Annotated in this window: 30 protein-coding genes; 14 read left to right on the plus strand and 16 right to left on the minus strand. The window is 60.6% G+C overall.

The window, feature by feature from the left end:
- Positions 1-299: 299 nt before the first annotated feature.
- Entirely contained in the window at positions 300-1,331 is a 1,032-nt protein-coding gene (locus tag FFI16_RS03335; protein ID WP_178112721.1) for a LacI family DNA-binding transcriptional regulator, read from the minus strand.
- A gap of 211 nt (positions 1,332-1,542) precedes the next feature.
- Between FFI16_RS03335 and FFI16_RS03340 the strand changes: the two genes are divergently transcribed.
- A complete protein-coding gene (locus FFI16_RS03340; protein WP_017139216.1) occupies positions 1,543-2,076 on the plus strand; it encodes a gluconokinase in 534 nt (177 codons plus the stop codon).
- 84 nt (positions 2,077-2,160) lie between these two features.
- Entirely contained in the window at positions 2,161-3,513 is a 1,353-nt protein-coding gene (locus FFI16_RS03345; RefSeq protein ID WP_138814135.1) for a GntP family permease, read from the plus strand.
- 134 nt (positions 3,514-3,647) lie between these two features.
- On the opposite strand, the gene alaC is transcribed toward FFI16_RS03345, so the two are convergent.
- Positions 3,648-4,847, minus strand: a complete 1,200-nt coding sequence (gene alaC, locus FFI16_RS03350; protein WP_138814136.1) for an alanine transaminase — start codon at positions 4,845-4,847, stop codon at positions 3,648-3,650.
- 195 nt (positions 4,848-5,042) lie between these two features.
- Between alaC and FFI16_RS03355 the strand changes: the two genes are divergently transcribed.
- Positions 5,043-5,525 (plus strand): GyrI-like domain-containing protein, encoded by a 483-nt coding sequence (locus tag FFI16_RS03355; RefSeq protein WP_138814137.1) that lies wholly within the window; start codon positions 5,043-5,045, stop codon positions 5,523-5,525.
- A 43-nt stretch (positions 5,526-5,568) separates the two neighbouring features.
- On the opposite strand, the gene FFI16_RS03360 is transcribed toward FFI16_RS03355, so the two are convergent.
- From FFI16_RS03360 to FFI16_RS03370, 3 genes are all read right to left on the minus strand, one after another.
- On the minus strand, positions 5,569-6,174 hold the full coding sequence (locus tag FFI16_RS03360) for a pyridoxamine 5'-phosphate oxidase family protein (RefSeq protein ID WP_138814138.1): 606 nt from the start codon (positions 6,172-6,174) through the stop codon (positions 5,569-5,571).
- 27 nt (positions 6,175-6,201) lie between these two features.
- The gene (locus tag FFI16_RS03365; RefSeq protein WP_138814139.1) at positions 6,202-6,456 is read right to left on the minus strand and encodes a helix-turn-helix domain-containing protein; all 255 of its coding nucleotides are present in this window, start codon (positions 6,454-6,456) and stop codon (positions 6,202-6,204) included.
- Positions 6,457-6,524: 68 nt separating this feature from the next.
- Positions 6,525-7,016 (minus strand): GNAT family N-acetyltransferase, encoded by a 492-nt coding sequence (locus FFI16_RS03370; RefSeq protein WP_138814140.1) that lies wholly within the window; start codon positions 7,014-7,016, stop codon positions 6,525-6,527.
- Between the two features lie 149 nt (positions 7,017-7,165).
- Between FFI16_RS03370 and FFI16_RS03375 the strand changes: the two genes are divergently transcribed.
- The 4 genes from FFI16_RS03375 to FFI16_RS03390 are packed head-to-tail and all read left to right on the plus strand — an operon-like array spanning position 7,166 to position 9,700.
- Positions 7,166-7,585 (plus strand): nuclear transport factor 2 family protein, encoded by a 420-nt coding sequence (locus FFI16_RS03375; RefSeq protein ID WP_138814141.1) that lies wholly within the window; start codon positions 7,166-7,168, stop codon positions 7,583-7,585.
- Positions 7,586-7,627: 42 nt separating this feature from the next.
- Entirely contained in the window at positions 7,628-7,972 is a 345-nt protein-coding gene (locus FFI16_RS03380; RefSeq protein WP_138814142.1) for a YciI family protein, read from the plus strand.
- A gap of 31 nt (positions 7,973-8,003) precedes the next feature.
- A complete protein-coding gene (locus tag FFI16_RS03385) occupies positions 8,004-8,480 on the plus strand; it encodes an SRPBCC family protein (RefSeq protein ID WP_138814143.1) in 477 nt (158 codons plus the stop codon).
- A complete protein-coding gene (locus tag FFI16_RS03390) occupies positions 8,477-9,700 on the plus strand; it encodes an RNA polymerase sigma factor (protein WP_138814144.1) in 1,224 nt (407 codons plus the stop codon). Before FFI16_RS03385 ends, FFI16_RS03390 begins: the two co-directional genes overlap by 4 nt.
- A gap of 127 nt (positions 9,701-9,827) precedes the next feature.
- On the opposite strand, the gene FFI16_RS03395 is transcribed toward FFI16_RS03390, so the two are convergent.
- Entirely contained in the window at positions 9,828-10,553 is a 726-nt protein-coding gene (locus tag FFI16_RS03395; RefSeq protein ID WP_138814145.1) for an SDR family oxidoreductase, read from the minus strand.
- A 112-nt stretch (positions 10,554-10,665) separates the two neighbouring features.
- Here FFI16_RS03395 and FFI16_RS03400 point away from each other — a divergent pair, with 112 nt between their 5' ends.
- Entirely contained in the window at positions 10,666-11,508 is an 843-nt protein-coding gene (locus tag FFI16_RS03400; RefSeq protein WP_138814146.1) for a LysR family transcriptional regulator, read from the plus strand.
- Positions 11,509-11,566: 58 nt separating this feature from the next.
- Here FFI16_RS03400 and FFI16_RS03405 read toward each other — a convergent pair whose 3' ends face one another.
- On the minus strand, positions 11,567-12,421 hold the full coding sequence (locus tag FFI16_RS03405) for a LysR family transcriptional regulator (protein ID WP_138814147.1): 855 nt from the start codon (positions 12,419-12,421) through the stop codon (positions 11,567-11,569).
- 88 nt (positions 12,422-12,509) lie between these two features.
- On the opposite strand from FFI16_RS03405, the gene FFI16_RS03410 reads away from it, so the two are divergent.
- Complete coding sequence (locus tag FFI16_RS03410) at positions 12,510-12,950, plus strand: multidrug/biocide efflux PACE transporter (RefSeq protein ID WP_138814148.1); 441 nt, start codon at positions 12,510-12,512, stop codon at positions 12,948-12,950.
- On the opposite strand, the gene FFI16_RS03415 is transcribed toward FFI16_RS03410, so the two are convergent.
- The gene (locus FFI16_RS03415; RefSeq protein WP_138814149.1) at positions 12,937-13,842 is read right to left on the minus strand and encodes a LysR family transcriptional regulator; all 906 of its coding nucleotides are present in this window, start codon (positions 13,840-13,842) and stop codon (positions 12,937-12,939) included. The two genes, FFI16_RS03410 and FFI16_RS03415, sit on opposite strands and share 14 nt — an antisense overlap.
- Positions 13,843-13,892: 50 nt before the next feature.
- A complete protein-coding gene (locus tag FFI16_RS03420; protein ID WP_138814150.1) occupies positions 13,893-14,651 on the minus strand; it encodes an SDR family NAD(P)-dependent oxidoreductase in 759 nt (252 codons plus the stop codon).
- Positions 14,652-14,758: 107 nt separating this feature from the next.
- On the opposite strand from FFI16_RS03420, the gene FFI16_RS03425 reads away from it, so the two are divergent.
- Entirely contained in the window at positions 14,759-15,655 is an 897-nt protein-coding gene (locus FFI16_RS03425; protein WP_138814151.1) for a LysR family transcriptional regulator, read from the plus strand.
- Here FFI16_RS03425 and FFI16_RS03430 read toward each other — a convergent pair.
- Complete coding sequence (locus FFI16_RS03430; protein WP_138814152.1) at positions 15,652-16,569, minus strand: LysR family transcriptional regulator; 918 nt, start codon at positions 16,567-16,569, stop codon at positions 15,652-15,654. The genes FFI16_RS03425 and FFI16_RS03430 overlap by 4 nt on opposite strands.
- A 104-nt stretch (positions 16,570-16,673) precedes the next feature.
- Between FFI16_RS03430 and FFI16_RS03435 the strand changes: the two genes are divergently transcribed.
- The 3 genes from FFI16_RS03435 to FFI16_RS03445 all read left to right on the plus strand — a co-directional run bounded on the left by FFI16_RS03435 (position 16,674) and on the right by FFI16_RS03445 (position 19,352).
- On the plus strand, positions 16,674-17,432 hold the full coding sequence (locus FFI16_RS03435; protein ID WP_138814153.1) for a 5-oxoprolinase subunit PxpA: 759 nt from the start codon (positions 16,674-16,676) through the stop codon (positions 17,430-17,432).
- Positions 17,433-17,502: 70 nt separating this feature from the next.
- On the plus strand, positions 17,503-18,381 hold the full coding sequence (locus tag FFI16_RS03440) for an allophanate hydrolase subunit 1 (RefSeq protein WP_138814154.1): 879 nt from the start codon (positions 17,503-17,505) through the stop codon (positions 18,379-18,381).
- Positions 18,378-19,352, plus strand: a complete 975-nt coding sequence (locus FFI16_RS03445; protein WP_138814155.1) for a biotin-dependent carboxyltransferase family protein — start codon at positions 18,378-18,380, stop codon at positions 19,350-19,352. Before FFI16_RS03440 ends, FFI16_RS03445 begins: the two co-directional genes overlap by 4 nt.
- Positions 19,353-19,489: 137 nt before the next feature.
- On the opposite strand, the gene FFI16_RS03450 is transcribed toward FFI16_RS03445, so the two are convergent.
- From FFI16_RS03450 to FFI16_RS03465, 4 genes are all read right to left on the minus strand, one after another.
- Positions 19,490-21,106, minus strand: coding sequence for an inorganic phosphate transporter (locus tag FFI16_RS03450; RefSeq protein WP_138814156.1), 1,617 nt, complete (start codon positions 21,104-21,106; stop codon positions 19,490-19,492).
- 249 nt (positions 21,107-21,355) lie between these two features.
- Positions 21,356-22,378 carry a transporter gene (locus FFI16_RS03455; protein ID WP_138814157.1) on the minus strand — a complete coding sequence of 341 codons (1,023 nt, stop codon included), beginning with the start codon at positions 22,376-22,378 and terminating at the stop codon, positions 21,356-21,358.
- Between the two features lie 100 nt (positions 22,379-22,478).
- On the minus strand, positions 22,479-23,651 hold the full coding sequence (locus FFI16_RS03460; RefSeq protein ID WP_138814158.1) for a GAF domain-containing sensor histidine kinase: 1,173 nt from the start codon (positions 23,649-23,651) through the stop codon (positions 22,479-22,481).
- A gap of 186 nt (positions 23,652-23,837) precedes the next feature.
- On the minus strand, positions 23,838-24,143 hold the full coding sequence (locus FFI16_RS03465; protein WP_138814159.1) for a PepSY domain-containing protein: 306 nt from the start codon (positions 24,141-24,143) through the stop codon (positions 23,838-23,840).
- 154 nt (positions 24,144-24,297) lie between these two features.
- Between FFI16_RS03465 and FFI16_RS03470 the strand changes: the two genes are divergently transcribed.
- Positions 24,298-25,161, plus strand: a complete 864-nt coding sequence (locus tag FFI16_RS03470) for a sterol desaturase family protein (RefSeq protein WP_138814160.1) — start codon at positions 24,298-24,300, stop codon at positions 25,159-25,161.
- Here FFI16_RS03470 and FFI16_RS03475 read toward each other — a convergent pair.
- Both FFI16_RS03475 and FFI16_RS03480 read right to left on the minus strand, forming a co-directional pair.
- A complete protein-coding gene (locus tag FFI16_RS03475; RefSeq protein ID WP_138814161.1) occupies positions 25,153-25,830 on the minus strand; it encodes an AraC family transcriptional regulator in 678 nt (225 codons plus the stop codon). The genes FFI16_RS03470 and FFI16_RS03475 overlap by 9 nt on opposite strands.
- Positions 25,831-26,958 carry a glycerophosphodiester phosphodiesterase gene (locus FFI16_RS03480; protein WP_056859596.1) on the minus strand — a complete coding sequence of 376 codons (1,128 nt, stop codon included), beginning with the start codon at positions 26,956-26,958 and terminating at the stop codon, positions 25,831-25,833.
- Positions 26,959-26,993: the final 35 nt, after the last annotated feature.

Below are 26,993 nucleotides of genomic sequence, written 5' to 3' on the forward strand. Positions count from 1 at the left end.
TGCGCAGGTTAGTAGACCGGTAATCCCACACAAACCCGGCGCGCCCGAAGGCGCCCTACGCACAGTCGCCATAAATGGCTTGTGCATATTGTGTTGGGAAGTTCGGGCTACTAAACCCGATCACCGAGAAATTCAGTGACCGACCCACCTTAGAGACCACCCCCCAAGCGCACAAGCCGGCGGATTCTGACGTAAGCGTAGGCAACCGGGCAAGGCGCTTACGGCAATGTCAGCCGCGTCCTACAGGCGTCCCACATCTCATGTGGGAGCTGGCTTGATTGTGTTTGGGCTTTGAAAGGTCAGGTGCTCTCGCGCACCTGCAACTCAAACCCCATGTCCACCACCGGCTTGGCAATCTTGTTGCCCGCCATGATGGTCAACAAATGCTCCGCCGAGCGCCGCCCGATCGCCTCACGCGGCGTGCTGATACTGCTCAAACGCGGCACCATGAATGAGGAGGCGGGCAAGTCGTTAAAGCCCAGCACCGCCACGCGCTCCGGTACGTTGATGCCGTGGCGCATCGCCTCCAGCAGCGCGCCTTGGGCCAGGTCGTCGTTACCAAAGAAGATCGCATCCACATCCGGATGCGCCGCCAGCAGCTGCAAAAACAACTCCCCACCCAAGCCTACGGAGGAGGGGCGCGGCGTCAGCAATTCCAGCGCCGGGTCGTACATACCGGCGTGTTGCAGGGCACGGCGGAACCCTTCACCACGCAGCAACGTGCGTTGGTCCAACTGCGCGCCGATATACGCCAGGCGCTTGCGCCCACGGGAGAGCAAATGCGCTGCCGCTGTCTCGCCTGCGCTCAATTGCGAGAAACCCACGCAATTCACGCCCGCGTTCGGGTCCAGATCCATCATGTACACACAGGGCACGTTGCTGGTCTCGACCATTCGTCGCGCGCTTTCGGTGCGGTCAAACCCGGTCAGCAGCAAGCCGCGTGGCTGGTACGCCATGTAGTTGCGCAGCAGGTTTTCTTCTTCATCGCGTGAATAGTGCGAGTTGCCGATCAGCACTTCAAAGCCCTTGGGCCGCAGCACTTGGTGGATGGCTTCGAGGGTTTCGATAAACAACAGGTTGGACAGCGACGGCACGATGACCACCACCGAATGGCTTTGCGCCGAGGCCAGGGCACGAGCGGCGGGGTTGACCACGTAGTTGAGTTCGGCCGCGGCCAACTGCACTTTTTCCACCAGCTCGGTAGCAACCGTGCTGACGCCACGCAGTGCGCGGGAGGCGGTAATGGGGCTGACACCCGCCAGGCGGGCTACTTCATTGAGGGTAGGGCGACCGGTGGTGCGTAATTTTTTATCGTTCTTGGAGGTCATCAGGCTGTTGCCAAACAAAAATCGAGGCACTAAGGTAGCGCTGTCTCCAAACGGCTGCAAATACTTGAACGTTGGGTTGCCTGATCCTGTTCAAACGGTTGGAGAGGATGCACGCGTCACTCCATAAAAATGACAAGTCGGCGCGGGAAAAGCCTGTTTTTGCACTAGCCTTACAGCGTGCAAAGGTAGCGCTATCTGCGTCCTGAGGTGTTTCATGAGTCAACCTGTTACCGCCCTGGTCATCATGGGTGTTTCCGGCTGTGGCAAGTCCAGCGTCAGCGAAGCCCTGTGCCGCCTGAACGGCGCCACCGCAATTGAAGGCGACAGCTTTCACCCTGCCGCCAATATTGAAAAGATGAGCGCCGGCCACCCCCTCAACGACGACGACCGCGCCGGCTGGCTCGACATCCTCTGCGATGAACTGCGCCGCTCGCTCAAAGCCGGCGAGCATCCTGTGCTCACCTGCTCAGCCCTCAAAAAGAAATACCGCGACCACCTGCGCGAAGCTGCGCCGGGCCTGGGCTTTGTGTTCCTGGAGCTGACCCGCGCCGTGGCCGCCGACCGCGTGTCCCACCGCCCCGGCCATTTCATGCCGGCAAGCCTCATAGACAGCCAGTTCGCCACCCTCGAATCGCCCGTGGGCGAGCCGCTGACCCTGGCGCTCAATGCCAGCGAAGACAGCGTTGAGGACTTGGCCGAGCAAACCAATGCCTGGTGGCTGCAACACGGCTTTGAACCTACTCATTAATTTTTTGCCGGAAAAGGTAGCGCTACCCCCGGCGAAAGATTCAATACCCGCTTTAATAACAACAACAAACAGGAGAGACCCCCCATGTTTGGCATGTCCCACGAGTCCTACCTGCTGCTAGATGCAGTGGTCACTATCATCGGGTTGATCGTTCTGATCACCAAGTTCAAGGTGCACCCGTTCATTGCACTGATCATCGCGGCCGGCTTCCTTGGCCTGACCTCGGGCATGCCCGTGGACAAGATCATCAAGGCGTTCCAGGACGGTTTTGGCGGCGTGCTCGGTTTTGTCGGCATCATCCTCGCGCTGGGCACGATGCTCGGCAAAATGATGGCCGAATCCGGCGGTGCCGATCAGATCGCGCAAACGCTGATCCGCGCGTTCGGCAAAGAAAAAGTCCAGTGGGCCATGATGTTCGCCGCGTTCCTGGTGGGCATCCCGCTGTTCTTCGAGATCGGCTTTGTGCTGCTGATCCCGCTGGTGTTTATCGTCGCGCGCCGTACCGGCGTGTCGCTGATCAAGATCGGCATCCCGCTGCTCGCCGGCCTGTCGGCGGTACACGGCCTGGTGCCACCGCACCCTGGCCCGCTGCTGGCCATCGGCGTGTTTGGTGCAGATATCGGCAAAACCATCCTGTACGGGCTGATCGTCGCACTGCCGACCGCCATTATTGCCGGGCCGATTTTCGGTACGTTTATCGCCAAGTACATTCCGGGCAACCCGTCCCAGGAACTGGTCGACCAACTGGCCCGCGAGCCGGAGTCCAAAAGCCTGCCGAGCTTCAGCATCACCCTGATCACCGTGCTGCTGCCGGTGTTCCTGATGCTGCTCAAAACCTTCGCAGACGTCGCGCTGCCGGACGGCCACGCCATCCGCAACTGGATGGACATGATCGGTCACCCGATCACCGCGCTGCTGCTGGCGTTGCTGCTGTCGCTGTACACCTTTGGCCATCGCCAAGGCATTCACTCCAAGCAAATCCTCAAGCTGCTCGACGCCAGCCTGGCGCCGACCGCTGCGATCATCCTGATCATCGGCGCCGGTGGTGGTTTCAAGCAGATGCTGGTGACCAGCGGCGTGGGCGACGTGATCGGCCATATGGCAGTGAACGCGCAGATCAACCCTATTCTGCTGGCGTGGCTGGTAGCGGCGGTGATTCGTGTGGCCACAGGCTCTGCGACGGTCGCGACCATTACCGGCGCAGGCATTGTGGTGCCGGTGGTGGGCATGATTCCGGGGGTTAACCGTGAGCTGCTGGTGTTGGCGACGGGGGCGGGTTCGTTGGTGTTGTCTCACGTCAACGATGCGGGGTTCTGGCTGGTGAAGCAGTACTTCAATATGACCGTGGTCGAAACGTTCAAGACCTGGACAGCGATGGAGACCATTCTGTCGGTGGTGGCGCTGATCTTTATCATGTTGCTGTCGTTGGTGGTGTAACACCACACAATCGACTGTAGGAACGGGGTCAACTGTGGGAGCTGGCTTGCCTGCGATGGCGGTGGTGAATCCAATATCGCTATCGCAGGCAAGCCAGCTCCCACATTAATTCGGTTTCTTCAGGTCGTTCAGGGTCAGGCTTTATCCGCCCGGAACATCCCGCGAATCCCGCGTACCGCCTGGCGAATCCGGTCCTGGTTCTCGATCAGCGCAAAGCGCACGTGATCATCGCCATACTCACCAAAGCCAATCCCCGGCGACACACACACCTTGGCTTCCAGCAGCAGTTTCTTGGCAAATTCCAGCGAGCCCATGGCGGCATACTGCTCGGGAATTTTCGCCCAGACGTACATCGATGCCTTGGGATTTTCCACCATCCAACCCAGCTCATGCAGGCCTTTGACCAACACGTTGCGGCGCTGGCGATACTGCTCGGCAATGTCCTTCACGCACTGCTGATCGCCTTCCAGCGCCGCAATAGCCGCCACTTGCAGCGGGGTGAAGGTGCCGTAGTCGTGGTAACTCTTGATCCGCGCCAGGGCGTTGACCAGTTCCGGGTTACCGACCATGAAGCCGATGCGCCAGCCAGCCATGTTGTAGCTCTTGGACAGGGTGAAAAACTCCACCGCAATGTCCTTGGCGCCTGGCACCTGCATGATCGACGGGGCTTTCCAGCCGTCGTAGACGATATCGGCGTAGGCCAGGTCGTGTACCACCAGCACGTCGTACTGTTTGGCCAGGGCGATTACACGTTCGAAGAAGTCCAATTCCACGCACTGCGCGGTGGGGTTGGACGGGAAGCCGAGGATCATCATCTTCGGCTTGGGGATCGAGCCACGAATCGCCCGTTCCAGCTCGTCGAAGAAGTCCACGCCCGGCACCAGCGGCACCGAACGCACCTGGGCGCCGGCAATCACGGCACCGTAGATGTGAATCGGGTAGCTCGGGTTGGGCACCAGCACGGTGTCGCCCTGGTCCAGGGTGGCCAGCATCAAGTGCGCCAGGCCTTCCTTGGAACCGATGGTCACGATGGCTTCGGTTTCCGGGTCGATATCCACTGCATAGCGGTCTTTGTACCAGCGCGAAATGGCCCGGCGCAGACGCGGAATGCCTTTGGAGGTGGAGTAGCCGTGGGTATCTTCACGCTGGGCGACGGTGACCATTTTTTCCACGATATGTGCAGGCGTGGCGCCGTCAGGGTTACCCATGCTCAAGTCGATGATGTCTTCGCCGCGCCGACGCGCAGCCATCTTCAGCTCGGCAGTGATATTAAAAACGTAAGGGGGGAGTCGATCTATGCGCGCAAAGCGGCGCGGCGAACCTTGGTCTGCCATTGTTGCCTCGAGGTACGTAAGCGCCCGGAACCGTCCGAGCGACGTCGGCCACTGCGGTGGCCTGCGGGGCAGACAATACGGTCGATGATGGCCAGTTGTCCAGATGCGTAGGAAAAATTTCTACTTGGAGTACAGCCTGGATATGCCCCTATACTCGACGCGGGTTTGTTCCCTCATAAGAAGGAGACTGTTCGTATGGATCAGCAGACAAAACAACCGTTAGAGCCACGCATGGAAGCCGGTAAAGCCCTGGTAATCGCAGGCGTCCAAGGGCGTTATTCAAAGGCCACAGTGGTTGATATTCCAAAGCTGTGGGAGTTGTTCGACACCTGCATCAAAGACATCAAAAAGCGCGTCGGGGGCGTGACCTATGGTGTGTGCCATAACCCCCACCATGGCGAATTCGACTACATGGCCGGGGTTGAAGTCCCGACTAAAAGCGACGTGCCGGGCAACTTTGAATTCATCGAAATTCCACCACTCAACTATGCGGTGTTCCCGCATTACGGGCCGGTGCAGGCACTGGAGCAAACCTACGATCACATCAAGTTCGAGTGGTTGCCGCATTCGGGCTATAAGGTGATGGGCGCGGATTTCGAGCGCTACAGCGCCGATTTCGACGCGCACAAGGGCACGGGGACGGTGGAGATCTGGCTGCCGGTTGGCGAAAAGGGCTGACCGCGGTGCTGTCGGCACCGGTAAATCGGTGCCGACTGAGGTATCAATACAGCGTGTTTTTGACCCGCTCCGGCATCTCTCGGTCATAGGCCTCGGCATCAAACTGCCCAGCATTGAGGCGCTTGTGAAACGCACCGGCCGACGGTAACGCCGAGCGGTCCAAATGTTTTTCGGGGTTCCAGCAGTCCGAGCGCACAAAGGCCTTGGAGCAGTGAAAATACGCGGCCTCCACCTGCACCAGGATCACCGAACGCGCCGGTTTGCCATTCACCGCAAAACTCTCCAGCAGTTCAGGCTCGATGCAAATCTGCGCGCGGCCGTTCACGCGCAACGTCTCGCCAACCCCTGGAATGATGAACAGCAAGGCAATCCGTGGGTCTTGCACCAGATTGCGCAACGTATCGAGCCGGTTATTGCCCGGCCGGTCCGGGATTGCCAGGGTGCGCTCATCCACAATCCGTACAAACCCCGGCACATCACCGCGCGGCGAGCCATCAATGCCGTCCGGCCCGGATGAACTCACCACCACCAACGGCGACGCCCGCACCATGGCCTGGTAATCCTCGTTGAGAAACGCGATCTCCTTGCGCACCGCCCGTTCGTGGGGCAGGCCGTAGAGGGTTTCGAGTTGTTCGAGGGTTGTCAGCATGTATCACCCTTGTGAAAGGCACAAAGCCTAATCTTTGAAAATATCTGGGAGTTCATCAAGCGTTGGAAGGCGCGCTGCTACCAGTGCCATTTCGCTGCTCAGGGCTCCTATCACGCGTGTGTAGGCGCCCATTGATACGGACATACTGCCTTGCTCGATCTCGATGAGTTTTTGGCGTGTTACGCCCGCTAATGTGGCCAAATCTGATTGTTTGTAGCCTTTGCTGAGACGCTTCGCCCGAATTTGCTTGGCGAGTCTTTGCGTGCTGAGCGAAGCATCCATGTCGCGTTACCATTACATTATCTTTGGGATGTCATGTTTGTGTTACATCGTATGGGTGTCAACACCCATTAGGTAAATACCAAGCTCAACCTACGCTCATACCCAACCCGCCCCTTATACGCCTCCCCGCTGTCCACCCAGCCAGCCGCCAGATACAACCCCATCGCCGCCGCATTATCCGTGTCCACTGACAACTCCAATGCCTTGATCTGCGGCCACGCCTGAAGGGCCGCCGCGGGCAATGCCTGCAAACACGCTTTGCCAAACCCGCGCCCTTGCTGGTGCCGGTCCACTTGCAATGCATGCAGCGTGGCGCTGTGTTCGTCGGCCCAATGGGGCAGGCAGGGCGGGCGTTTGAGCAGCAGGAAGGCCACGGGCGTTTCGTCGGCCAGCAGGGCAAAGCCTTTGATTGCACCGGGCTTGGGGTTGGCCAGCAGGCTGTTGAGCGCGCAGTAGATATCGCCGGAATACGCCAGTTGCTCGGGGTGCACTTGCAGGGTGTCGAGCTGCTGTTTTTGCACAAGGCTCAGCGTCTCATAGGCGACGAGGCGGGTTTCCATCGGGGGCGTATCCGAAATCCTACAAAGAGGCGGGGATTCTAGCGGGTTTGGCGTAGGCGAAATTATTTTTCAACGGTGTGTCGATTTGCCCAAAGCCCATTCGACCAGGGGTGTCCTTTGTGATTTTCCAACCCCCCAGGAGTATCGCCATGAGCACTGCAATCAACACCCTGATCGAGCAATGGAAGCAAGCCGTACTGGCCCGTGATATCGACAAAATTGTCAGCTATTACGCCGACGATATCCTCTCGTTCGATGCCGTCACTGCGTTGCAATTCAAGGGCAAGGCCGCCTACCGCGCCCATTGGGAAGAATGCATGAAGCATTGCCCCGGCCCGGGTATTTTCGAGTTTCATGAGCTGCATATCGTCGAGGCGTCCGACAGCGCGTTTGCCCACTGGCTGGCGCACTGCGGCGGCGCTGGGCCGGATGGCGTGGTGAAGGCGTGCTGGATGCGCGTGACCGCCGGCTACCAGCGTATCAACGGGCAGTGGAAGGTGGTGCATGAGCATTGGTCGGCGCCTTTCGACATGGAAAGCGGCACGGCACTGTTCGACCTGAAACCTTGACCGCCACGAACTATAGTCAGTAGTCCGAAAACGGAGAGCACCATGAAATACCTCTGCCTGATCTACAGCAACGAAGAGCTGTTGCACACCTCGCCCGACAGCCCGGCGGACCCGGAGTGCTTTGCCTACGCCGAGGCCATCCAGGCCAGCGGCCGGATGCTCGCCGCCGAGCCGTTGGAGTCGGTGAGCACCGCCACCACCGTGCGCATGCGCAATGGCAAGCTGTCGATCACCGACGGGCCGTTCGCCGAAACCAAGGAGCAGCTCGCCGGGTTTTACCTGATCGAGGCCAAGGACTTGAACGACGCGATCCAGGTGGCTGGTGGCATACCGGCGGCGCGGGTCGGCAGTGTGGAAGTACGCCCCGTGCGTGCATTGAATCTCTGAACACAACAACCACAAGACAGGAGGTTTACCCATGAATACCCAACCCGCTGAATTTGAACTGTCCATCAGCCGTTTGATCGACGCACCGCCAAGCAAGGTATTTCGCGCCTGGACCACGCCCGAGCTGTTGCAGCAATGGTGGGGGCCACACGGCATGACCACGCCGGAGTGTGAAATGAACCTGTGGGTCGGTGGCCTGTTTCGCACCTTGATGCGCGCGCCGGATGGCGCCGAGTACCCGACCTCTGGCGTGTTCCTGGAAATCGAGGCACCGAGCCGGCTGGTGTTTACCGATGCCTACGCGCCGGGCTGGATCCCGTCGGGCAAGCCGTTCATGACCGCCGAAGTGACCTTCGAAGAGGTCGACGGCAAGACCCAATACACTGCCCGCGCCATGCATTGGAGCGAAGCCGACAAGCAGGCCCACGAAGCCATGGGTTTTCATGATGGCTGGGGCCAGAGCCTCGACCGTCTGGTGACGCTGGTGACTCAAGGCATGCCCGATTGACCCCGCAGGTCGAGGCGATTTACCGCAGCGAATCACGCCGCGTACTGGCGACGCTGATTCGCTTGCTGGGTGATTTCGACTTGGCTGAAGAGGCGCTGCACGAAGCGTTTTTTATTGCCGTGCAGCGCTGGCCGCAAGACGGCGTGCCGGATAACCCTCGGGCCTGGCTGGTCTCCACCGGCCGCTTCAAAGCCATCGACCGCTTGCGCCGTCAGGCACGTTTCACCCCGTTATTACAGGAGCAGGCTGACGCGCTGGAGGCGGCTGACTGGAGTGAGCAAGACGTGGAAGACGACCGCCTGCGCCTGATCTTCACCTGCTGCCACCCGGCGTTGGCGCCCGATGCCCAGGCGGCGCTGACCTTGCGTGAGATCTGCGACCTCACCACCGAAGAAATCGCCCGCGCCTTTCTGGCCACGCCCACCACCATTGCCCAGCGTATCGTGCGCGCCAAGGGCAAGATCCGCGAAGCGAAAATCCCCTACCAAGTGCCAACCCTGGAGCAGTTGCCCGAGCGCCTGGACAGCGTGTTGCGCGTGGTTTACCTGGTGTTCAACGAGGGCTATTCGGCGTCCATGGGCGCCGACCTCACCCGCGAAGACCTGACCCGCGAAGCCATTCGTTTGGGGCGTTTGTTGCTGGAATTGCTGCCAGAGCCGGAGGTCATGGGCTTGCTGGCGCTGATGCTGCTGCACGAGTCGCGTCGAGCAACGCGCACCTCGGCCGAGGGTGAGTTGGTGTTATTGCATGAACAGAACCGCGCATTGTGGGACGCGTCTTTGATTGCTGAAGGCTGTGCACTGGTGGAGCAGGCGTTGAATACACGGCATTTTGGCCCGTATTGCCTGCAGGCGGCGATCGCGGCGGTGCATGCCGAAGCGACCCAGGCTGAGGGCACGGACTGGCTGCAGATTGTCGGGCTTTACGATGTGTTGCTGCGCGAAGTGCCGTCGCCGGTGATCGAACTGAACCGCGCTGTGGCGGTGGCGATGGGGCAGGGGCCGTTGGCGGGGTTGCAGTTGGTGGAGAGCATACTGCAGCGCGGGGAATTGTTGGATTATCACCTGGCGCATTCGGCACGCGGGGAGTTTTGCCGGCAGTTGGGGCGGGTTGAAGAGGCGCGGGAAGCCTATGAAAAAGCCCTCTCACTCACCCAGCAAACCCCGGAAAAACGCTTCCTCGAACGCCGTCTGGCCGAGCTCAAATCCTCCACACAATGAAGATCAAAACTGTGGGAGCGGGCTTGCTCGCGAATACGGTGGGTCAGTGACAGATTAATTGACTGATACACCGCATTCGCGAGCAAGCCCGCTCCCACATTGAACAGTGTTGTTTACACTATTTCCGTTAGGGCTGCTGACGGGTCGCTGCCAACACGATTTCACGAATGCACACATGCTGCGGCTGCTGGTACGCATAGGCAATCGCGGAAGCCACATCATCAGCACTCAACACCGTGCCGCCCATGTCCTGCTTCCAGGCCTGGTAACCGCTTTTGATCGCCTCATCCGTGGTATGGCTGAGCAACTCAGTCTCCACCGCACCCGGGGCGATCGTAATCACGCGCACGTTGCTCGGCGACAATTCCTCGCGCAGGTTCTCCGAAATCCCATGCACGGCAAACTTGGTGCCTACATAGGCCACATGATTGGGGAAAGTCTTGCGCCCAGCCACCGAGCTGACGTTGATGATGGTGCCGCCCTTGCGCGCCACCATGCTGGCGGCCACCGCGTGAATGCCATTGAGCAGGCCTTTCACGTTGACGTCGAGCATCTGCTCCCATTGTTCCGGGTCTTGTTCACTGACCGCACCCAGCAACATCACGCCAGCGTTGTTGATCAGTGCATCGGCCGGGCCGAATTGGGCTTCAGCTTCCTTCACGGCGGCGACCAGCGCGGCGCGGTCGGTGATGTCCACGCCTCGGTTCAAGGTGTTCGGCAGGGCTAGCTCGTTAAGACGATCGATACGTCGCGCCAACAGCAGCAGCGGGTGACCGGCGGCCGATAGCAGGCGCGCGGTGGCTTCGCCGATACCGGAACTGGCGCCGGTGATGATGATCAGTGGCTTGCTCATAAATGCACTCCTGGAATAAGAAAAACCGATAACGGAAAGCGTGGTCGCAGTATATTTACCCAGATCGAGGCTGAAAAATGCCTTATTCCTCTGTCTGTCATCGGATAAAACTATGGATGTGCGTCACCTCAAGGCGTTTCTCGCGGTGTTCGAGGAACGCAATATCACCGCAGCTGCCCAGCGTTTGTTCATCAGCCAGCCGACCTTGTCGGTGACCATCAAGCAGTTGGAAGACGAGCTGGGTGTGGCGCTGTTCGTGCGCCAGCCGCGTGGCGTAGAGGTCAGTGCCGAAGCGCGGGTGCTGTACCCGCAAGCGCGGCGCATGGTCGCCGAAGCGCACGCCTTGAGCCGACTGTTTCGCGGGCGCGAAAATCGCATTGCGCTGGAGCTGGGTGTGGAAGGCGATATTGCCGACAGCCAGATCGAAACCTTCCTGCGCATGGCACACCGGGGTCTGCCGGGCTTGCTGTTGACCTTGCAGGAAGGCTGCGCAGGCCAAGGGCGGTTGGCAGTGGAAGAAATGTGCTGCGAGGACGATTTGTTTTTGCCGCTGTGGGAGGAGCCTTACGTGATGGCCTTGCCTGCCGAGCATCCCATGGCGCACGCGGGCAAGGAGCAAGCGTGGGCGCCGATTGAAGACTGGATTACCTGTCCGCAGCACGATTCCCATCAGCGTTTGATGGCGCTTTATGGCCGCTCGCCGCAAGCGGTGGCCGGGCATGCCGGTTCGTTGACCCAGGCTTTGCACATGGTGGCCGCGGGCGTGGGCGTGGCGATGTTGCCGCAGTCGATGGCGGCTGAACGTGCTGGCGTGGTGATTCGCGAATGGCACCTGCCGGCGCCGACGCGGCGGGTGGGGTTGTGTTTCGCCGCGCAAGCATTGGAACTGCCTGCGTTGCGTGCCCTGCACGAATACTTCCAGAACAACCGCCCACCGCAGCTATCAGCAGCCTGACCCAAACCTGATGTTCAACCCAGCTCCCACAGTTTTGATCTTCATTGTTTGGGGGGCATCACTCCAACATCTTGCCCAGCAACCAACTCCCCGCCGGCCCCGGCGGATGGTGCCTTGACCACAGCGCATCCACCGCCACCGAGCGCGGCCAGCTGCGGGCCTTGAGTTCGACCAGGTGGTCGCCGCCAAAACGCTCCACCAACCAGCGCGGAATCGGTGCCCAGCCAAACCCCAGCTGCGCCATCTCCATCAGCATCAAGTAACTGGGCGCCGACCATACCCGCCCGCTCGGGCGGGTTTCAGTCGGGTTAATGATGCTAGCCAGGCGCAGTTCACGGTGTTGTTGCAAGGTCTGCGCCGGGATGTTCTTCAGCTTGGCCAACGGGTGTGTGGGCGCCGCGAACAGGGCAATTTCGGTGCGTTCCTCGACCGGCGCGCCGGTCAGGTCGGGCGGGTAAGTGTCTTGTTTTTCGATAAACGCAATCTGCGCCCGGCCGCTTTGCACCAGGGCGATCAGGTCTTCGCATTCGGCGATCAGGCATTCCAGCTCAAGGTCCGGGTGGCGCTGTTCAAAGGCTTTGAGGGCGACTTCAAAGCGGTCGGACTGGTAAGTATCGGACATGGCGATGGTCAGCTTGGGCTCAAGGCCCTGTGACAGCTGGCTCGCCGCCAATTCCAGGCGGCTGCTGGCCTCCAGCACCTGCTCGGCGCGCTGCAACAGCACATGGCCGGCGGGCGTGAGTGTCGGCTTACGGCTGCTGCGATCAAACAGCACCACATCCAGGTCAATCTCCAGGCTCGCCACGGCCGCGCTGACGGTGGACTGGCTTTTACCCAGCTTGCGCGCCGCCGCCGAAAACGAGCCTTGGGTAGCGGCTTGCACAAACGCCTGCAGCACTTCATTGGAGGCCATGACTATCGCCTTTATCGATGGTTATTAGTTATGAAGTATCGAGTCAAAGGGTAATCATGGCAACCATCGTCACTCAAGGAGCCGGGTCATGAACCCTACCAAGTCGATTACTGAACGTGTATGCCAGGCCATTGGTTTTGAAGGGCTGGCCTTGTTGATCTGTACGCCGCTGCTGGTGTGGATCACCGGCCGGCCGGCCCTGGAAATGGGCGCGGTGACCCTGGGCATCAGCCTGTTGGCGCTGAGCTGGAACGTCATCTTCAACAGCCTGTTCGACCGCCTCAAGGCCCGCCTGCAATGGACCGACGGCGGCTGGACCCGCGTGGTGCATGCGCTGCTGTTCGAAGGCGGCCTGATTATTCTGGCGGTGCCGTTGATCGCCGCGTTGATGAAGATCAGCCTGCTGGAAGCCTTCATCCTCGACATCGGCGTGCTGTTGTTCTTCCTGCCGTATACCTACGTGTACCACTGGGGGTATGACGTGCTGCGGGAAAAAATCGTACAGCAAAGGCTGCCTAGCCAAGCTTGAGCGAGGCGACAAACGCCAGAAATGCCCGCACCTTGGCGGCGGGCAAGTGCCGCGACGGGTAGTAGGCGTACAACGGGAAACGCTCGTCCGGCCACTCGGGGAACAGCTCTACCAGGCTGCCGGCCTTGATCGCCGAATCCAGGCCGAGGTCGAGCATTTGCGCCACGGCATGCCCGTGTTCACACACGCTGTACAAGGTGCTGGCGTCGTTAACCACCAAGCGGCCGCTGGTGCGCACAATCACTTGCTCGCCGGGCCGATGGAATTCCCAGGCAAACGGGCGACCGGTTTGCGAGTCGCGAAAATCCAGGCACATATGCCCGGTTTCCAGGTCTTGCGGGACCGTGGGGCGGCCGTATTGCTCAAGGTAGGCAGGGGAGGCCAGGGTGAGCACGCGCACTTCCATCAGTTTGCGTGCGATCAGCGAGGAGGATTGCGGGATGCCGAAGCGAATGGCCAAGTCAAAGCCGTCGGCCACCAGGTCGCCGAGTTGATCGCGGGTGTGCAGGTCCAGTTGCAGTTGCGGGTATTGGCGCATGAAGTCGCCGAGTACTGGGCCGAGTACCAGTCGCGAAAAATACGGGTCGATATTGACCCGCAAACGCCCACGCACGGTGAGGGCGCTGTCGGCCGCCGAATCGGCGGCCTCCTCCAGCCCGGCCAACAACGGGGCGATGTGCTGGTAGAAACGTCGCCCCTCGTCGGTCAATTGCACCGAGCGGGTGGTGCGGTCGAACAGGCGAATACCGAGGCGTTTTTCCAAGCGGGAAATCGCCCGGCTGACCCCCGAAGGCGTCATCTCCAGGCTGTTGGCGGCGCGGGCAAAGCTGCCGCTGTCGACCACGGCGGCCAATACGCCCATACCGCCGGCCAAGCCTGGATCAAAACTCATCGGTGATTGCCCGTCAGTGATCTGAAGGCATTGATGCTAGCGCAGAATGCTTACAGAAACATGCCGCCCGACGCTTCGATGCGCTGCCCGGTGATCCAGTTGCTGCCATCGGCCAGCAGCATCGAAATCGCGCCGCCAATATCGTCCGGCAAGCCGGCACGGCCAAGGGCGGTGTTATCGGCCACCATCGCATTTACCTGCGGGTTATCGCGCACTGCGCCGCCGCTGAAATCGGTGGCAATCGCACCGGGTGCCAGGGTGTTGACGGTGATGCCACGCGGGCCGAGTTCCTTGGCCTGATAACGCGACAGCACTTCCACCGCGCCTTTCATCGACGCATAGGCGGCGTAGCCCGGCAGGCTGAACCGCGCCAGGCCGCTGGAGATGTTGATGATGCGCCCGCCATCGCTGATCAGCGGCAGCAGTTTCTGGGTGAGGAAAAACGGCGCCTTGAAGTGAATGGCCACCAGCTTGTCGAACTGCTCTTCGGTGGTGTCGGCAAAGCTTGCATGAGCGCCGATGCCCGCGTTGTTGATCAGAAAATTGAAATGTTGCTGGGCGAAAACATCCTTGAGCACCGTAGCGATTTGCCCGACGAAAGCATCGAAGCTGCCGCTTTGGCTGACATCCAGTTGCAACATGGCGGCGCGGCCGCCCAGCGCTTCAACCTGCGCCACCACTGCTTGGGCTTCGGTTGCGGCGCTGTGGTAGGTGCCGATGATATCCACGCCTTGTGCGGCAAGGTGCAAAGCGGCGCTTTTGCCAAGGCCACGGCTGGCGCCGGTGATGAGTGCGATTTTACGAGTCATGGGGTAGTCCTCATTGGGTGATCAGTGGAACTGAGTGTATTTGTCCGCCCATAACGTGATAAACAGGCTGATATCGGAATCACTGGCCGGATAAGGCGAACAATCCCATGAACAAACTGGAGCTGCTGCGCACCTTCGTGCGGGTTACCGAACTGTCGAGTTTTACCCAGGCCGGCGAGAGCCTCGGCCTGCCGCGCTCCACCGTGTCCGAGCATGTGCAGGCGCTGGAAGCGTTGCTGGGCGCGCGCCTGTTGCAGCGCACCACGCGCACCGTGCAAGCCACCCAGGACGGCCGCGTGCTGTATGAGCGCAGCAAGGATTTGCTCGCGCACATGGAAGAACTCGAAGGCCTGTTTCGCCAGGACGAAGCGCAATTGGCCGGGCGCATTCGGGTGGATATGCCCAACGCCATGGCGCGCGGCCTGGTGATGCCGCAGCTGCCGTCGTTCATGGCGCGCCACCCGTTGGTGGAGATGGAAATCAGCAGTTCGGATCGCCAGGTCGACGTGATTGCTGAAGGCTTTGATTGCGTGGTGCGCGTGGGCGCGCAACCCGATCAAAGCGTGGTTGCCCGCAAGGTGTGCAGCATGCCGATGGTCAACTGTGTAAGCCCCGCCTACCTGCAACGTTATGGCGTGCCCGAAACCATTGCCGACCTCGCGCAGCATCAACTGGTGCATTACGTGCGCCCGCTCGGTGCGCGCTCGGCCGGATTTGAATACCTGCAAGGCAACAAGGTGCAGCGCGTGGCCATGGCCGGGCGCGTGACCGTCAGCAGCACCGATGCCTACCAGGCGGCGTGTCTCGGCGGTTTGGGGATTATCCAGGTGCCGCTGCTCGGTATTCGCGAATTATTGGCCAGTGGCGAGTTGGTTTCGGTGTTGGCGGACTACCTCGCACCGCCCCTGGATGTCTCGATGCTCTACGCCGGCCAACGGCATTTGCCGTTGCGGGTGCGAGTGTTCATGGAGTGGCTGGCCGCGACCTTGCAGGCCCATATTTAACGCCGCGCCGACAACTGCTGGGGCGCCAGGAAGGCGTCGTGGAAGTAATCACGAAACGCCTGCATCGCTGGGGTAAATGCACGCTCGCGGTGCCAGGCCAGGCCGACGCTCATGGGTGTGACCGGGTCGGTGACGGTCAGGGTTTCGATGCGTTTGCCTTCCAGCGACCATGGACGGTGCACCAGGTCTGACAGGATCGCCACGCCGCTGCCATTGGCGACCATGCTGCGCACCGCTTCCACCGAACTGGTGCGCAGCCGCACGTTGGGCGTTTGCCCGGCCTGTTCCCAGTAGCGCATGGCACTGTGCTCGGCTTCGTCGACGGTCAGCAGGATGTAAGGTTCTTGCGCCACATCCGCCAGGCTCACGGCACCGCGCTCGCACAACGGGTGATGGCTGGGCAGCCACAGGCGGCGTTCGGAGTTGAACAGAATTTCCGAGATGATATCCGGGTGGGTGAGGTTGGCGGTGAGCACCACGGCCATGTCGAACTGGCCGTCGAGCAGGCCGTGTTCGATGGCCTGGCGTTCCTGCTCGAAGACGTCGATGGTCACGTCCGGGTGCCAGTGTTGCATGCGCTGCAAATGGTGCGGCAGGAAGTAACCCAACACCGTGTAGCTGGCCGCTACGCGCAATACGCCGCTGGCACGGTAGTCGGGCAGAGGGCTGTTGAGGGCGTCGTCCACGCTGCGCACGATCACATAGGCGCGGTTGAGAAAATGCCGCCCGGCGTCAGTGAGGTTCATGCCCTGGGCCGAACGCACGAACAGCTGCACGCCGAGCATCGCTTCCAGCTCCTTGATGGCGGTGGTCACCGCCGACTGGGAGATGTTCAGGTGAATGGCCGCCTGGGAAATCTGGCCGATTTCGGCAGTGGCGACGAAGTAGCGGACTTGGCGCAAGGTCAGGGACATGGCGTTATCTGATTTTCAGAAGATGGGCCATCTGATAATAGATCTTCCCAAGGGGTCAAGCCCCGGCCTACTTTCAGCCATCACCTTTTGGCGGAGCGACCTCGATGCAGGCAGTGGATTTCAATTCGGACATGGGCGAAGGCTTCGGCCCCTGGACCATCGGCGATGGCGTCGACTTTGACCTGATGGCTTATATCAGCTCAGCCAATATCGCCACCGGCTTCCACGCCGGCGACCCTGGCACCATGCGCCTCACGGTCCAACGCGCCAAGCAACTGGGCGTGGGCATTGGTGCGCATCCGGGCTTTCGTGACTTGGTGGGGTTCGGCCGTCGGCACATCAACGCGCCGGCCCAGGAACTGGTGGACGACATCCTTTACCAACTCGGTGCCCTGCGCGAAATCGCGCGTGCCCAAGGGTTGGTCTTGCAACACATCAAGCCCCACGGCGCACTTTATATGCACCTGGCCCGCGACGAAGAAGCGGCACGGCTGCTGGTGCAGAACCTGCAAATCATCGAGCCGACACTGTTGCTGTACTGCATGCCCAACTCGGTGATCTGGCGCGTGGCCAAGGAGCTGGGGCAACCGGTGGTGCGCGAGTTTTACGCCGACCGTGAGTACGACTTGAGCGGCTCGATCGTATTTACTCGCAATGTGCGCGCCTTGGACCCTGCAACCGTTGCGGCGCGCGTGCTGCGTGCTTGTCAGACGGGCCGGGTGCGAACCGTAGAAGGTGAAGACCTGCAGATCGAATTCGATTCCATCTGCCTGCACAGCGACACGCCTGGCGCGCTGGAGTTGGTGGAAGCCACTCGCGAAGCCTTGGACCAGGCTGGGATTGAAGTCAGATCACCTCAATAAGAACCCCAATAAAAATATCGCAACAGCACTTTTTGCCTGCCTTTCTACAATGATTCCAAGAGGAACAGACATGGCTGAAACCACCCCCATCCGCTACAGCTTCGGCGGTGATGAACACCTGTTTGCCGAGGTCAGCGACAGCATGTCCCTGGAAGCCTTTTTCAAAGGCATGGCCGTGACCCGCGCCGTGGAGCGCCTGGCGTTGGAGGGCGTGTTGGATGTGTGCCTGGCCAATGCATCGTTCCAGATTCGCTTCGACCCCGACCGTATTGCGCCGCATGTGCTGCTCGACGCGGTGCAAAGCGCAGAAGCCCAGGCCGTGGCCGAGCGCACCTTGCACACGCGCATCATCGAAATCCCGGTGCTCTACAACGACCCCTGGACCCATGAAACCCTGATGCGCTTTCGTGACCGTCATCAAGACCCAACGGGCACGGATCTGGAATACGCCGCGCGCATCAACGGCCTGGCCGATGTGGACGCGTTTATCGCCGCCCACAGTGGTGCGCCGTGGTTTGTGTCGATGGTCGGCTTTGTTGCGGGCCTGCCGTTCATGTTCCAGATGGTCGAGCGCGAGCGGCAATTGCAGGTACCCAAGTACCTGCGCCCGCGCACTGACACGCCAAAGCTGACCCTCGGCCATGGCGGCTGCTTCGGCTGCATTTACTCGGTACGCGGTGCGGGTGGTTACCAGATGTTTGGCGTAACCCCGGCGCCGATCTACGACCCGGCGCAACAATTGGCGTACCTCAAGGAACATATGGTGTTCTTCCGCCCCGGTGACATCGTGCAGTTCAAACCGATGGACCGCGACGCCTACGACCTGGCGGTGGCCGAGGTGGAGGCGGGGCGTTTCGACCTGCGTATCCGCCCGGTGGAATTTTCCCTGGATGCGTTTCTCGCCGACCCCATCGGCTACCCGAAAACCCTGCAGGAGGCGCTGGCATGATCAAGGTGCTCAAACCCGGCCTCGCCACCTCTGTGCAGGACCTTGGCCGTGAAGGTTATTACCACTTGGGTATTCCGCCTTCGGGCGCGCTGGATCAGTACGCGTTGAGTGCGGCCAACCATTTGGTCGGCAACCCAGCCGGTGCGGCGGGTCTGGAATGCACGCTGATCGGCCCGGAACTGGAGTTTCGCCAGGACGCATTGGTGGCGCTCAGTGGCGCGCTGATGTCGCCGCGCCTGGACGGCGAGGTGGTGCATCAGGACACCGCTTTCCAGGTGCGCGCCGGGCAGGTGCTGCGCTTTGAATTTCCCAAGGCCGGTGCGCGCACGTATCTGGCGGTGGCCGGTGGCATTGATGTGCCGTTGGTGCTTGGCAGCCGCTCGACTTACACGCTGGGTGCGCTTGGTGGGTTTGAAGGGCGGCGCTTGCAGCAAGGCGATGAACTGCCGATCGGCGAGGCCAGCGGAACAGGCCGCGCGGGTAATAGCTTACCGATGGCCTTGCGCCGTTCGGTGGGAGGTGACGTGACCCTGCGCGTGGTGCCAGGGCTGTATTACGAGCGCCTGACGGATGCGGCAAAAAGCAGCTTTTTTGCCGAGCCGTGGACGGTGGGCTCCGAGGCGGATCGCATCGGCTATCGCTTCAAGGGCGGCAGTGCCTTGAGTTTTCAACCGCGCGAACAACCGTTTGGTGCGGGCTCGGATCCCTCGAATATCGTCGACAGTTGCTACCCGATCGGTTCGATCCAGGTGCCGGCGGGGTTGGAGCCGATTGTGCTGCACCGCGATGCGGTGTCGGGTGGCGGCTACGCGATGATCGGCACGGTGATCAGTGCGGACCTGGACTTGATCGGGCAGATGCAGCCGAACCAGCGGGCGGGGTTTGTGGCGGTGACATTGGAGGAGGCATTGGAGGCGCGGCGGGTCTACAAAAAGCGGCTCAAGGCCATGGCTGGGCTTTTCATTCACTGAAGTCAATCACTGAAGAAACACCGAACCAACGGTGGGAGCGGGCTTGCTCGCGAATGCGGTGGGTCAGTCAAATCATCTGCGACTGAAACACCGCATTCGCGAGCAAGCCCGCTCCCACAGTTTTAAGCTGTGTCAGGTCAGAACAGTTGGGTGAACAGCCAGTACAGGCTGCCCGACAACAGAATCGCCGCTGGTAATGTCAGCACCCAGGCCATCAGCAGATTGCGGATGGTCTTCATCTGCAAGCCACCGCCATTGGCCACCATTGTGCCCGCCACACCCGACGACAACACATGGGTGGTCGACACCGGTAGCCCGAACATATCCGCCGCACCGATGGTCAGCATCGCCACTGTCTCAGCTGAGGCGCCCTGGGCGTAAGTCAGGTGCGTCTTGCCGATCTTCTCGCCCACCGTGACCACGATGCGCTTCCAGCCGACCATGGTGCCCAGCCCGAGCGCGATGGCCACGGCGATCTTCACCCACAGCGGGATAAAGCGCGTGGACGCGTCGATCTGGTCTTTGAACAGCTTGAGCTTGCCTTGGGTGTCGGCGTCGAAGTTGCCGACCTTGCCCTTGTCCATCAGGCGGATGGTTTCACTGGTCAGGTACATGTCGTTGCGCACGTTGCCGACGGCCTCAGCGGGGACTTTGGCCAGGGAGCCGTAGCCTTTTACTTCGTCACCAATCTGGCCGGCGAGGGCGGCGAGGGCTGGCACCAGTTCCGGGGTGGCTTCCTTGGTGCGCACATAGGTCGAGAGAATCGGCCGTGGGTCGCCCGGTAATACTTGTGGTGCGCTTTTCACCAGTGCCACTTGGGTCACTTCAGCCACCGCAGCAAACTGCAAGGACTGCTCGGCAGGCATGGTGCGGTTCAGTGCGTAAGCCATCGGCAGCGTACCCACCAGGATCAGCATGATCAGGCCCATGCCTTTTTGCCCATCGTTGGAGCCGTGGGCAAACGACACACCGGTGCAGGTGGCGATCAAAGCACCGCGAATCCACCATGGCGGCGGGGTGTCGCCCTTGGGGGCCTTGTACAGCGAGCGGTTTTTGACAAAGGCGCGCAAGGCCAACAACAGCAGGGCGGCAAACGCGAAACCGATCAGCGGCGACAGCAGCAGGGCATAACCGATCTTGGTGGCCTGGCTCCAATCGACACCGCTGGTGCCATCACGCCCGTGCATCAGGGCATTGGCGACGCCGACGCCGATGATCGAGCCGATCAGGGTATGCGACGACGAGGCCGGCAAGCCCAGCCACCAGGTGCCGAGGTTCCACAGGATCGCCGCGATCAGCAGCGCAAAGATCATCGCGAAACCGGCCGATGAACCCACCTGCAAAATCAGTTCGACCGGCAGCAAGGCGATGATGCCAAACGCCACCGCGCCGCTGGAGAGCAGCACGCCGAGGAAGTTGAAAAAGCCCGACCACACCACCGCAAAATGCGGCGGCAGCGAGTTGGTGTAGATCACCGTCGCCACAGCGTTGGCGGTGTCGTGGAAGCCGTTGACGAACTCGAAACCCAGGGCGATCAACAGCGCCACGCCCAGCAGCAGGAACGGCGTCCAAGTGGTGACCACCGTGCCCAGTTCGTGCATGTCGTGCATCAGGCTGTAGGCGGTGAACAACAAGCCCATGGCAAGCACGGCGAAGAAAATGATCACGGTGAGCAGGCCGGGTTTTTTATCCAGCCGAGGTTTGGGGTCTGCGTGTGAGGCGGTGTTGGAAGCGGTCAGGGAAGGGGTGGCCATGCCGGAGCATCCAGTGTGGGGAGGATGTTCCTGATGATCATTGCAGAATGTTACAGAGATGCTGCGGTAGGTCAGTGTTTAAGGAATTGAGTTTGCCGCTGGTCCAAAAAACACCACAAAGCTAATGTCAGAGTGCAATCAATGTGGGAGCTGGCTTGCCTGCGATATCGGTACATCAGGCAATCAAAAGTTGGCTGATAGATAGCGATCGCAGGCAAGCCAGCTCCCACATTTCGACTGTATTTCAATTCAATAGTCTTTGCGTTTACGGAATGCCCAGCGCCCGGCAATCAAGGTAAACGTCGCCACCAGCGCCACCAGGATCCAGAACCCTTCCGGGTCGGTGGAAAGCGGCACGCCGCCCACGTTCATGCCAAAAAAACCGGCGATGATGTTGATCGGCAACGCCAGCACCGTCACCACCGTGAGGGTAAACAGCGTGCGGTTGCTTTGTTCGTTGAGGTTGGCGGCAATCTCTTCCTGCAACAGCTTGATGCGCTCGCCCAGGGCCGTGAGGTCGTTGATGATCAGCGCAAACTCCTCGGTGGATTTGCGCAATTCCTTCACGTCCTCTTTTTGCAGCCACTGCGGCGGGCGGTTCAGCAGGCGCAGCAGAGAGCCCGGCTCCAGTGCCAGCAGGCGTTGCAGGCGCACCAGCACCCGGCGCGCCGCCCCGAGTTCGGCGCGGTTGGTGGACAGGCGTGAGGACAACAACTGGTCTTCGATATGGTCGACGCTGATGCTGGTTTTACGCACGATCTGCGTCAGCACTTCACCTTGGTCACGCAGCAAATGCACCAGCAACTCCAGCGGCGAGCGAAAGCGTTCACCGGCCTTTACCGACGAGCGCAATTTATCCACCGAGTGCAACGGTTGCAGGCGTGCGCTCACCAGCAGATGGCTGCGGGCGCAGACCCACAGCGTGGAGATATCCGATGACACCATGCTGCTGAAGTTGAACACCACGTCGTTGACCACTGCCAGCAAGGCTGAGTCGACGTGTTCGATACGCGTGGAGCGCGAGCCTTCGTGCAGGGCTTCGAAAAACTCCTCCGGCAATGCCAGGTTGGCCTGCATCCAGCGCTCGCAGGCGGCGTGGGCCAGGTTCAGGTGCAGCCACAGGAACTCTTGCGGGTCTTGCGGCGCTTTTAACGCGGCCAGCGCGGTCGCTGAATCAATCTGCTCGCCCTTTTCACCGGGCCGAAAACGAAAACCGTAAAGCAAGCCAAACAGATCGGGATCCTGGTGGCTGTGGTCGATGCTGTGGTTCATGGCGGCTCGCAGAGAAAGCGCCTGTAGGACGTTTCACAGGTTCGCGTGGGCGAATCATTGCAAGGCGGGATGACGATTTTGTGACAGATTGAAAACTTGCTCAGCGTATTTTCAAGCTGAAGGTGAACTGGGTGCCGGTTTGCTCGCAAGAGGACACCTCAAGCTGCCCGCCGTGGGCATCGGCAATCTGTTTGACGATATATAACCCCAGGCCGAGACCGGCTTGTGGGGTGTCTTTAAGCGGTCGCGCGTAGGGCTCAAACAGCCGGGGCAGGGCGAGTGCGTCGATCTGGCCGAGGTTTTTGACGGCCAAGGTGAAGTGGTCATGCTCGATCTGCGCCGTGACCTGTACCGCACCGTCATGGCGGCCGTGATGAATGGCGTTAGCCACCAGGTTGGAGAGTAATTGCGCCAGTCGATCGCGGTCACCGTACACGCCACGCAGGTCGCCGATATCGGCCTGGATCAGCCGCTGCGGGTGAACACTTTGCACTTCGGACACCACGTGCTGCAAAGCGGCCTGCAGGTCCTGGCAGTCTTTGAGGTGCAACGGGATGCCACTGCCCATGCGGCCACGGGCGAAGTCCAGCACATCCTCGACCAATTGCGCAGCGCGCCGGCCACTGCTGAGGATATGGCGTATGAGCGTGTCGGTCGCGGGGTCCGGATGTTTGCGCAGCAAGCGCTCGGCGCCGAAATTGATCGCGAACAGCGGGTTGCGCAGGTCATGCCCCAGCACGGCGATAAATTGCTCGCGCAACTCGGCGGTGCTGCGTTCTTCCTGCAATTGCGCTTCGGTCTGCTGTAAGGCTTCTTCGGCTTCAATCTGCAACGACAGTACGCGGGCGAACGACTCCATGGTCGACTGGATGGTGCTGCTGCGCAGAGGGGCCGGGTTGGGGTCCAGCGCGCAAATGGTGCCGAAAAAACGCCCGTCGGTGCGAAATACCGGCACAGAGATGTAACTCTCAAAGTGGTATAGGCGCGGGGTGTGGTGGTCTTGGTAAAGCGGGTCTTCGCTGGCTTTGTCGATCACCACCGACACGTGGGAGCCACGAATTTCATGGCAAATGGTGGTGGTCAGGTCGAGTTCGCCGCCAACGCCCAGGCCGAACTCCAGTTGGTCGAGCACGGCGCAGGCGGTCCAGGTGTCGTCGGTCACCCGGGCCACGGCGGCAAAGCGCAGGCCGGTCATGTCACTGATGACTTTGAGCATCGCGGGTACCGCGCTGATGCGGCCAATGGTGGCGATGTCGGCGGCTTTTTGCCCCATGCAGCGATCTCGATACGAAAGGTGGTGAGCGTTCGGCTCAGGTCAATAATGGGGATTCTAACGACCTTGCGCTTTGTAGGTGTAATTTCATTAACTATCTGGAGATTTTTTCTGGGTTTGGCGGATGAACAGGTATAAAAAAACCGCGCCACCCTGAGGTGGCGCGGTTTTTTGGGGATCAAAAAATCAGGTGTCCAGCTTGTCTTCCAGTACGGCGCCGGTCTTGGCGTCGAGCTTCACTTCAAATCGTTTGCCGGCGGTGTCGGTCAGGTCAACTTCGTAGACCAGCACACCATTTTTGTGATCCAGCTCGGTGTCAGTGATGCTGGCACCTGGGTGTGTGGCTACAGCCTTTGCATTGAGCGTATCAAACGGCATCACGGCGCGGGACTTGAGCAAACCTTCAATGTGGTCCGGGCGAACATCCGCCTGGGCCAACCCGGCAGTCAGGGTCAGGGCGGTGGCGGCGAACAGGGCGGTCAGGGTTTTCATGGTGTGTGTCCTTCTTCGGTGAGCTGTTTAAGTGGCCTCAGGTTATCCAGCGCAACTTAACTCACCCTTAATTATTTCAAACGGTTGCGCCGTTTGTTCAATTCGCTGGGTGTGGAGGGTTTCATGCTGGGGGCTCACTGGAAGGGAGATTCGGATGAAACGTTTAGTGGCTTGGCTTTACGCACCTGGATTCCTGATGGGCTTTTTAGCCTGGGGGCTTTGGCAACCCGGTTGGCTGGTGGTGGTATTTGCGACAGCCGTCGCCGTGTCATTTGTGATGGAGCAATGGCTGCCCTATGAGCCGCAATGGAATCGCAGCCTCGGCGACCGGCGCCGAGACACGCTCCACGCGTTGGTCAACGAGAGCCTCAACGCCCTGGGCCTGTTGATTTTGCCAGGGCTCACGGCCCTGCTGGCGTTCGAAGGTATTTGGCCGCGCGACTGGCCGGTGTGGGCACAACTGCTGGTGTCGATCGTGTTGGCCGATGCCGGCATTACCCTGATGCATTACGCCAGCCACCGTATTGCACCGCTCTGGCGCCTGCATGCGGTGCACCACAGCGTGCAGCGGCTGTATGGGTTCAATGGGCTGATGAAACACCCTTTGCATCAGATGCTGGAGGCGACGGCGGGTTTGCTGCCGCTGGTGCTCTTGGGTATTCCAGTGGAGGTTGCGCAGTTGCTGGCCCTGGCGATTGCGATCCAGTTGTTGTTGCAGCATTCCAACGTCGATATGCGTTTAGGGCCATTGCGTTGGGTATTCGCCTGGGCGCCGGTGCATCGCTTCCATCACATGAAGTACGGGCGGGCGGGGGATGTGAATTTCGGTTTGTTCTTCAACCTGTGGGACTGGCTGTTGGGCACGGCGTTTTATCGCGAGCACGCTCACATGAAGCCTGGCGATCTGGGTATTGGCAGCCGGCCGGACTTCCCGGTGGCCTATGTGGCGCAGTTACGCGACCCGTTCATGCCGGCGCGCTTGAGCAAAGAACCGCCGTTGCCGGACGCGCTACGTTAGCAGCCGCACGTCCAGCTGACGCAATGACGCGCCGGCCGTCACGCCAAACAACTGCTTCATGGTGCGCGAAAAATGCGCCGAGTCGGCAAACCCGGCGGCATGGGCGGCCTCGGTCAACGTGCTGCCGCCGAGGGCCACTTGCAGCGCCACACGCAAGCGCCGCCACAGCACCAGGCGGCGCACGGGTGCGCCCAACTGATGGGTGAACAGGCGTTCCAATTGGCTTAATGAAAGGTGCGCGGCGTGGGCCAATGCCTGGGCCGAAACCTTGCCGGCAAGCTGTTGATCCAGGGCCGAGAGTGCACGTTCCAGGCGCGGGTCGACGAGGGCGCGCCGGGGTAACTGGCCCAGTTGCAATTGCAGTGTCTCAAGGCACGGCTGCGCATCGAGCAACAGATGCTCCAGGGTCTGGGTTGCAAAGGTGGCAGGTTCGGCATACAGCACCAGCACCTCACCGTCGCTGGCGAGAATGGCGTGGGGTTGTCGCGAGGGGATAAACAAGCGATGGGCCTTGGTGACACGACCATCGAGGCTGACCGTGACCGGCTTGCCGGGGCACAGCATCAACTGATGAGCATAGTGCGCATGGGGCGCGGTACGCCCCAGCTCGCCGAAGATCAGGCCGTAGTCATGCCCCAACCACAGGCGGCCTGACCATTCGGGTTTCACTCAGTAGCCGTTGTCCTTGAGCAGGTCCTGCACGCTCGACGAAGGCCAGCGCTTGTAGAACTTCAGCAGTTCGGCGGCGCGGTTGGTGAAGATGCCGTCAACGCCGGCCTTCATGACTTTTTCGAAGTCCACGGGCTCATCGACGGTGTAGACGTGCACCAGCAGGCCTTTGTCGTGGGTCAGCTTGTTCATCTCAGGCTTCACCAGGTCGGTGTAGCTCTGGTCGCCATGGTTGGTCAGCTCGGCCGAAGGGCCGGTGCCGATGGCGCCGAGGCTCTTGGCTTCGTCCACCCATTTTTCGAACTCGGCGGCGTCTTTTGGCTCTTGCTTGGCGTAGTAGGCGGCCTTGGTGGTTTCGCCGGACTCAGCAAAGGTTTGTGCCGATTTAGGCTCGATGCTGCCTGGGCCAACCCACAACAGCAGAATTTTCGGGGTGTTGGGCATTTCTTTTTGCAGCTCTTTCAAGCTGTCTTTTTCAAACGTCTGCAGCACCACGCGGCCTCTGCCCTGGCCTACGCCGGTGTTGCTCTTGCCCAGCTTGGAACCGGCCGAGCTCAACCAGCCTTTATCCAGCAGCTTGTTTTTCAGATCGGCTTCGATGCCCGGGAACTGCTTGGGCTCCTTGGTCTCGATGTACAGGCCGGGTTTGTGCTGCGGGTTGCCTTCGGCGATCTTGATGATCTCGTCCAGGCTCTGGATTTTCAGGCCAACAAACGCCGGGCGGGCGCGGTCCGGGTAAGCGGCGTTGAACCAGCTGCCGGCGTCCAGGGTGCGCAATTCGGCCCAGGTGAACTCATTGGCCGGGGCGTCTTTGCGCTCGGGGAACTTGGTGGCCACGTCGGTGGTGCGTTGCAGGTTGTTGTCGTGCAGGGCGAACAGCACGCCGTCTTTACTGCGCTGCAGGTCCATTTCCAGGTAGTCGGCACCCAGGTCACGGGCGAGCTTGTAGGAGGCGGCAGTGGATTCGGGGGCATCGTAGGACGCGCCACGGTGAGCAATGACAGCCGGGTATGGAATGCCTTCGTTTGTCGCCAATTCAGCCGGGCTGATCGGGTCGGCAGCCTGTGCCTGACCAAGGCCGAGCATCAGAGCGAGCAGCAGGGCGCTCTTGGTAAACGTGACAGGCATATGCGAAGTCCTTTCGTGGAGGTAACTTTGAGAAG

The organism is Pseudomonas sp. KBS0710 (assembly GCF_005938045.2).
Taxonomy (GTDB): Bacteria; Pseudomonadota; Gammaproteobacteria; order Pseudomonadales; family Pseudomonadaceae; genus Aquipseudomonas.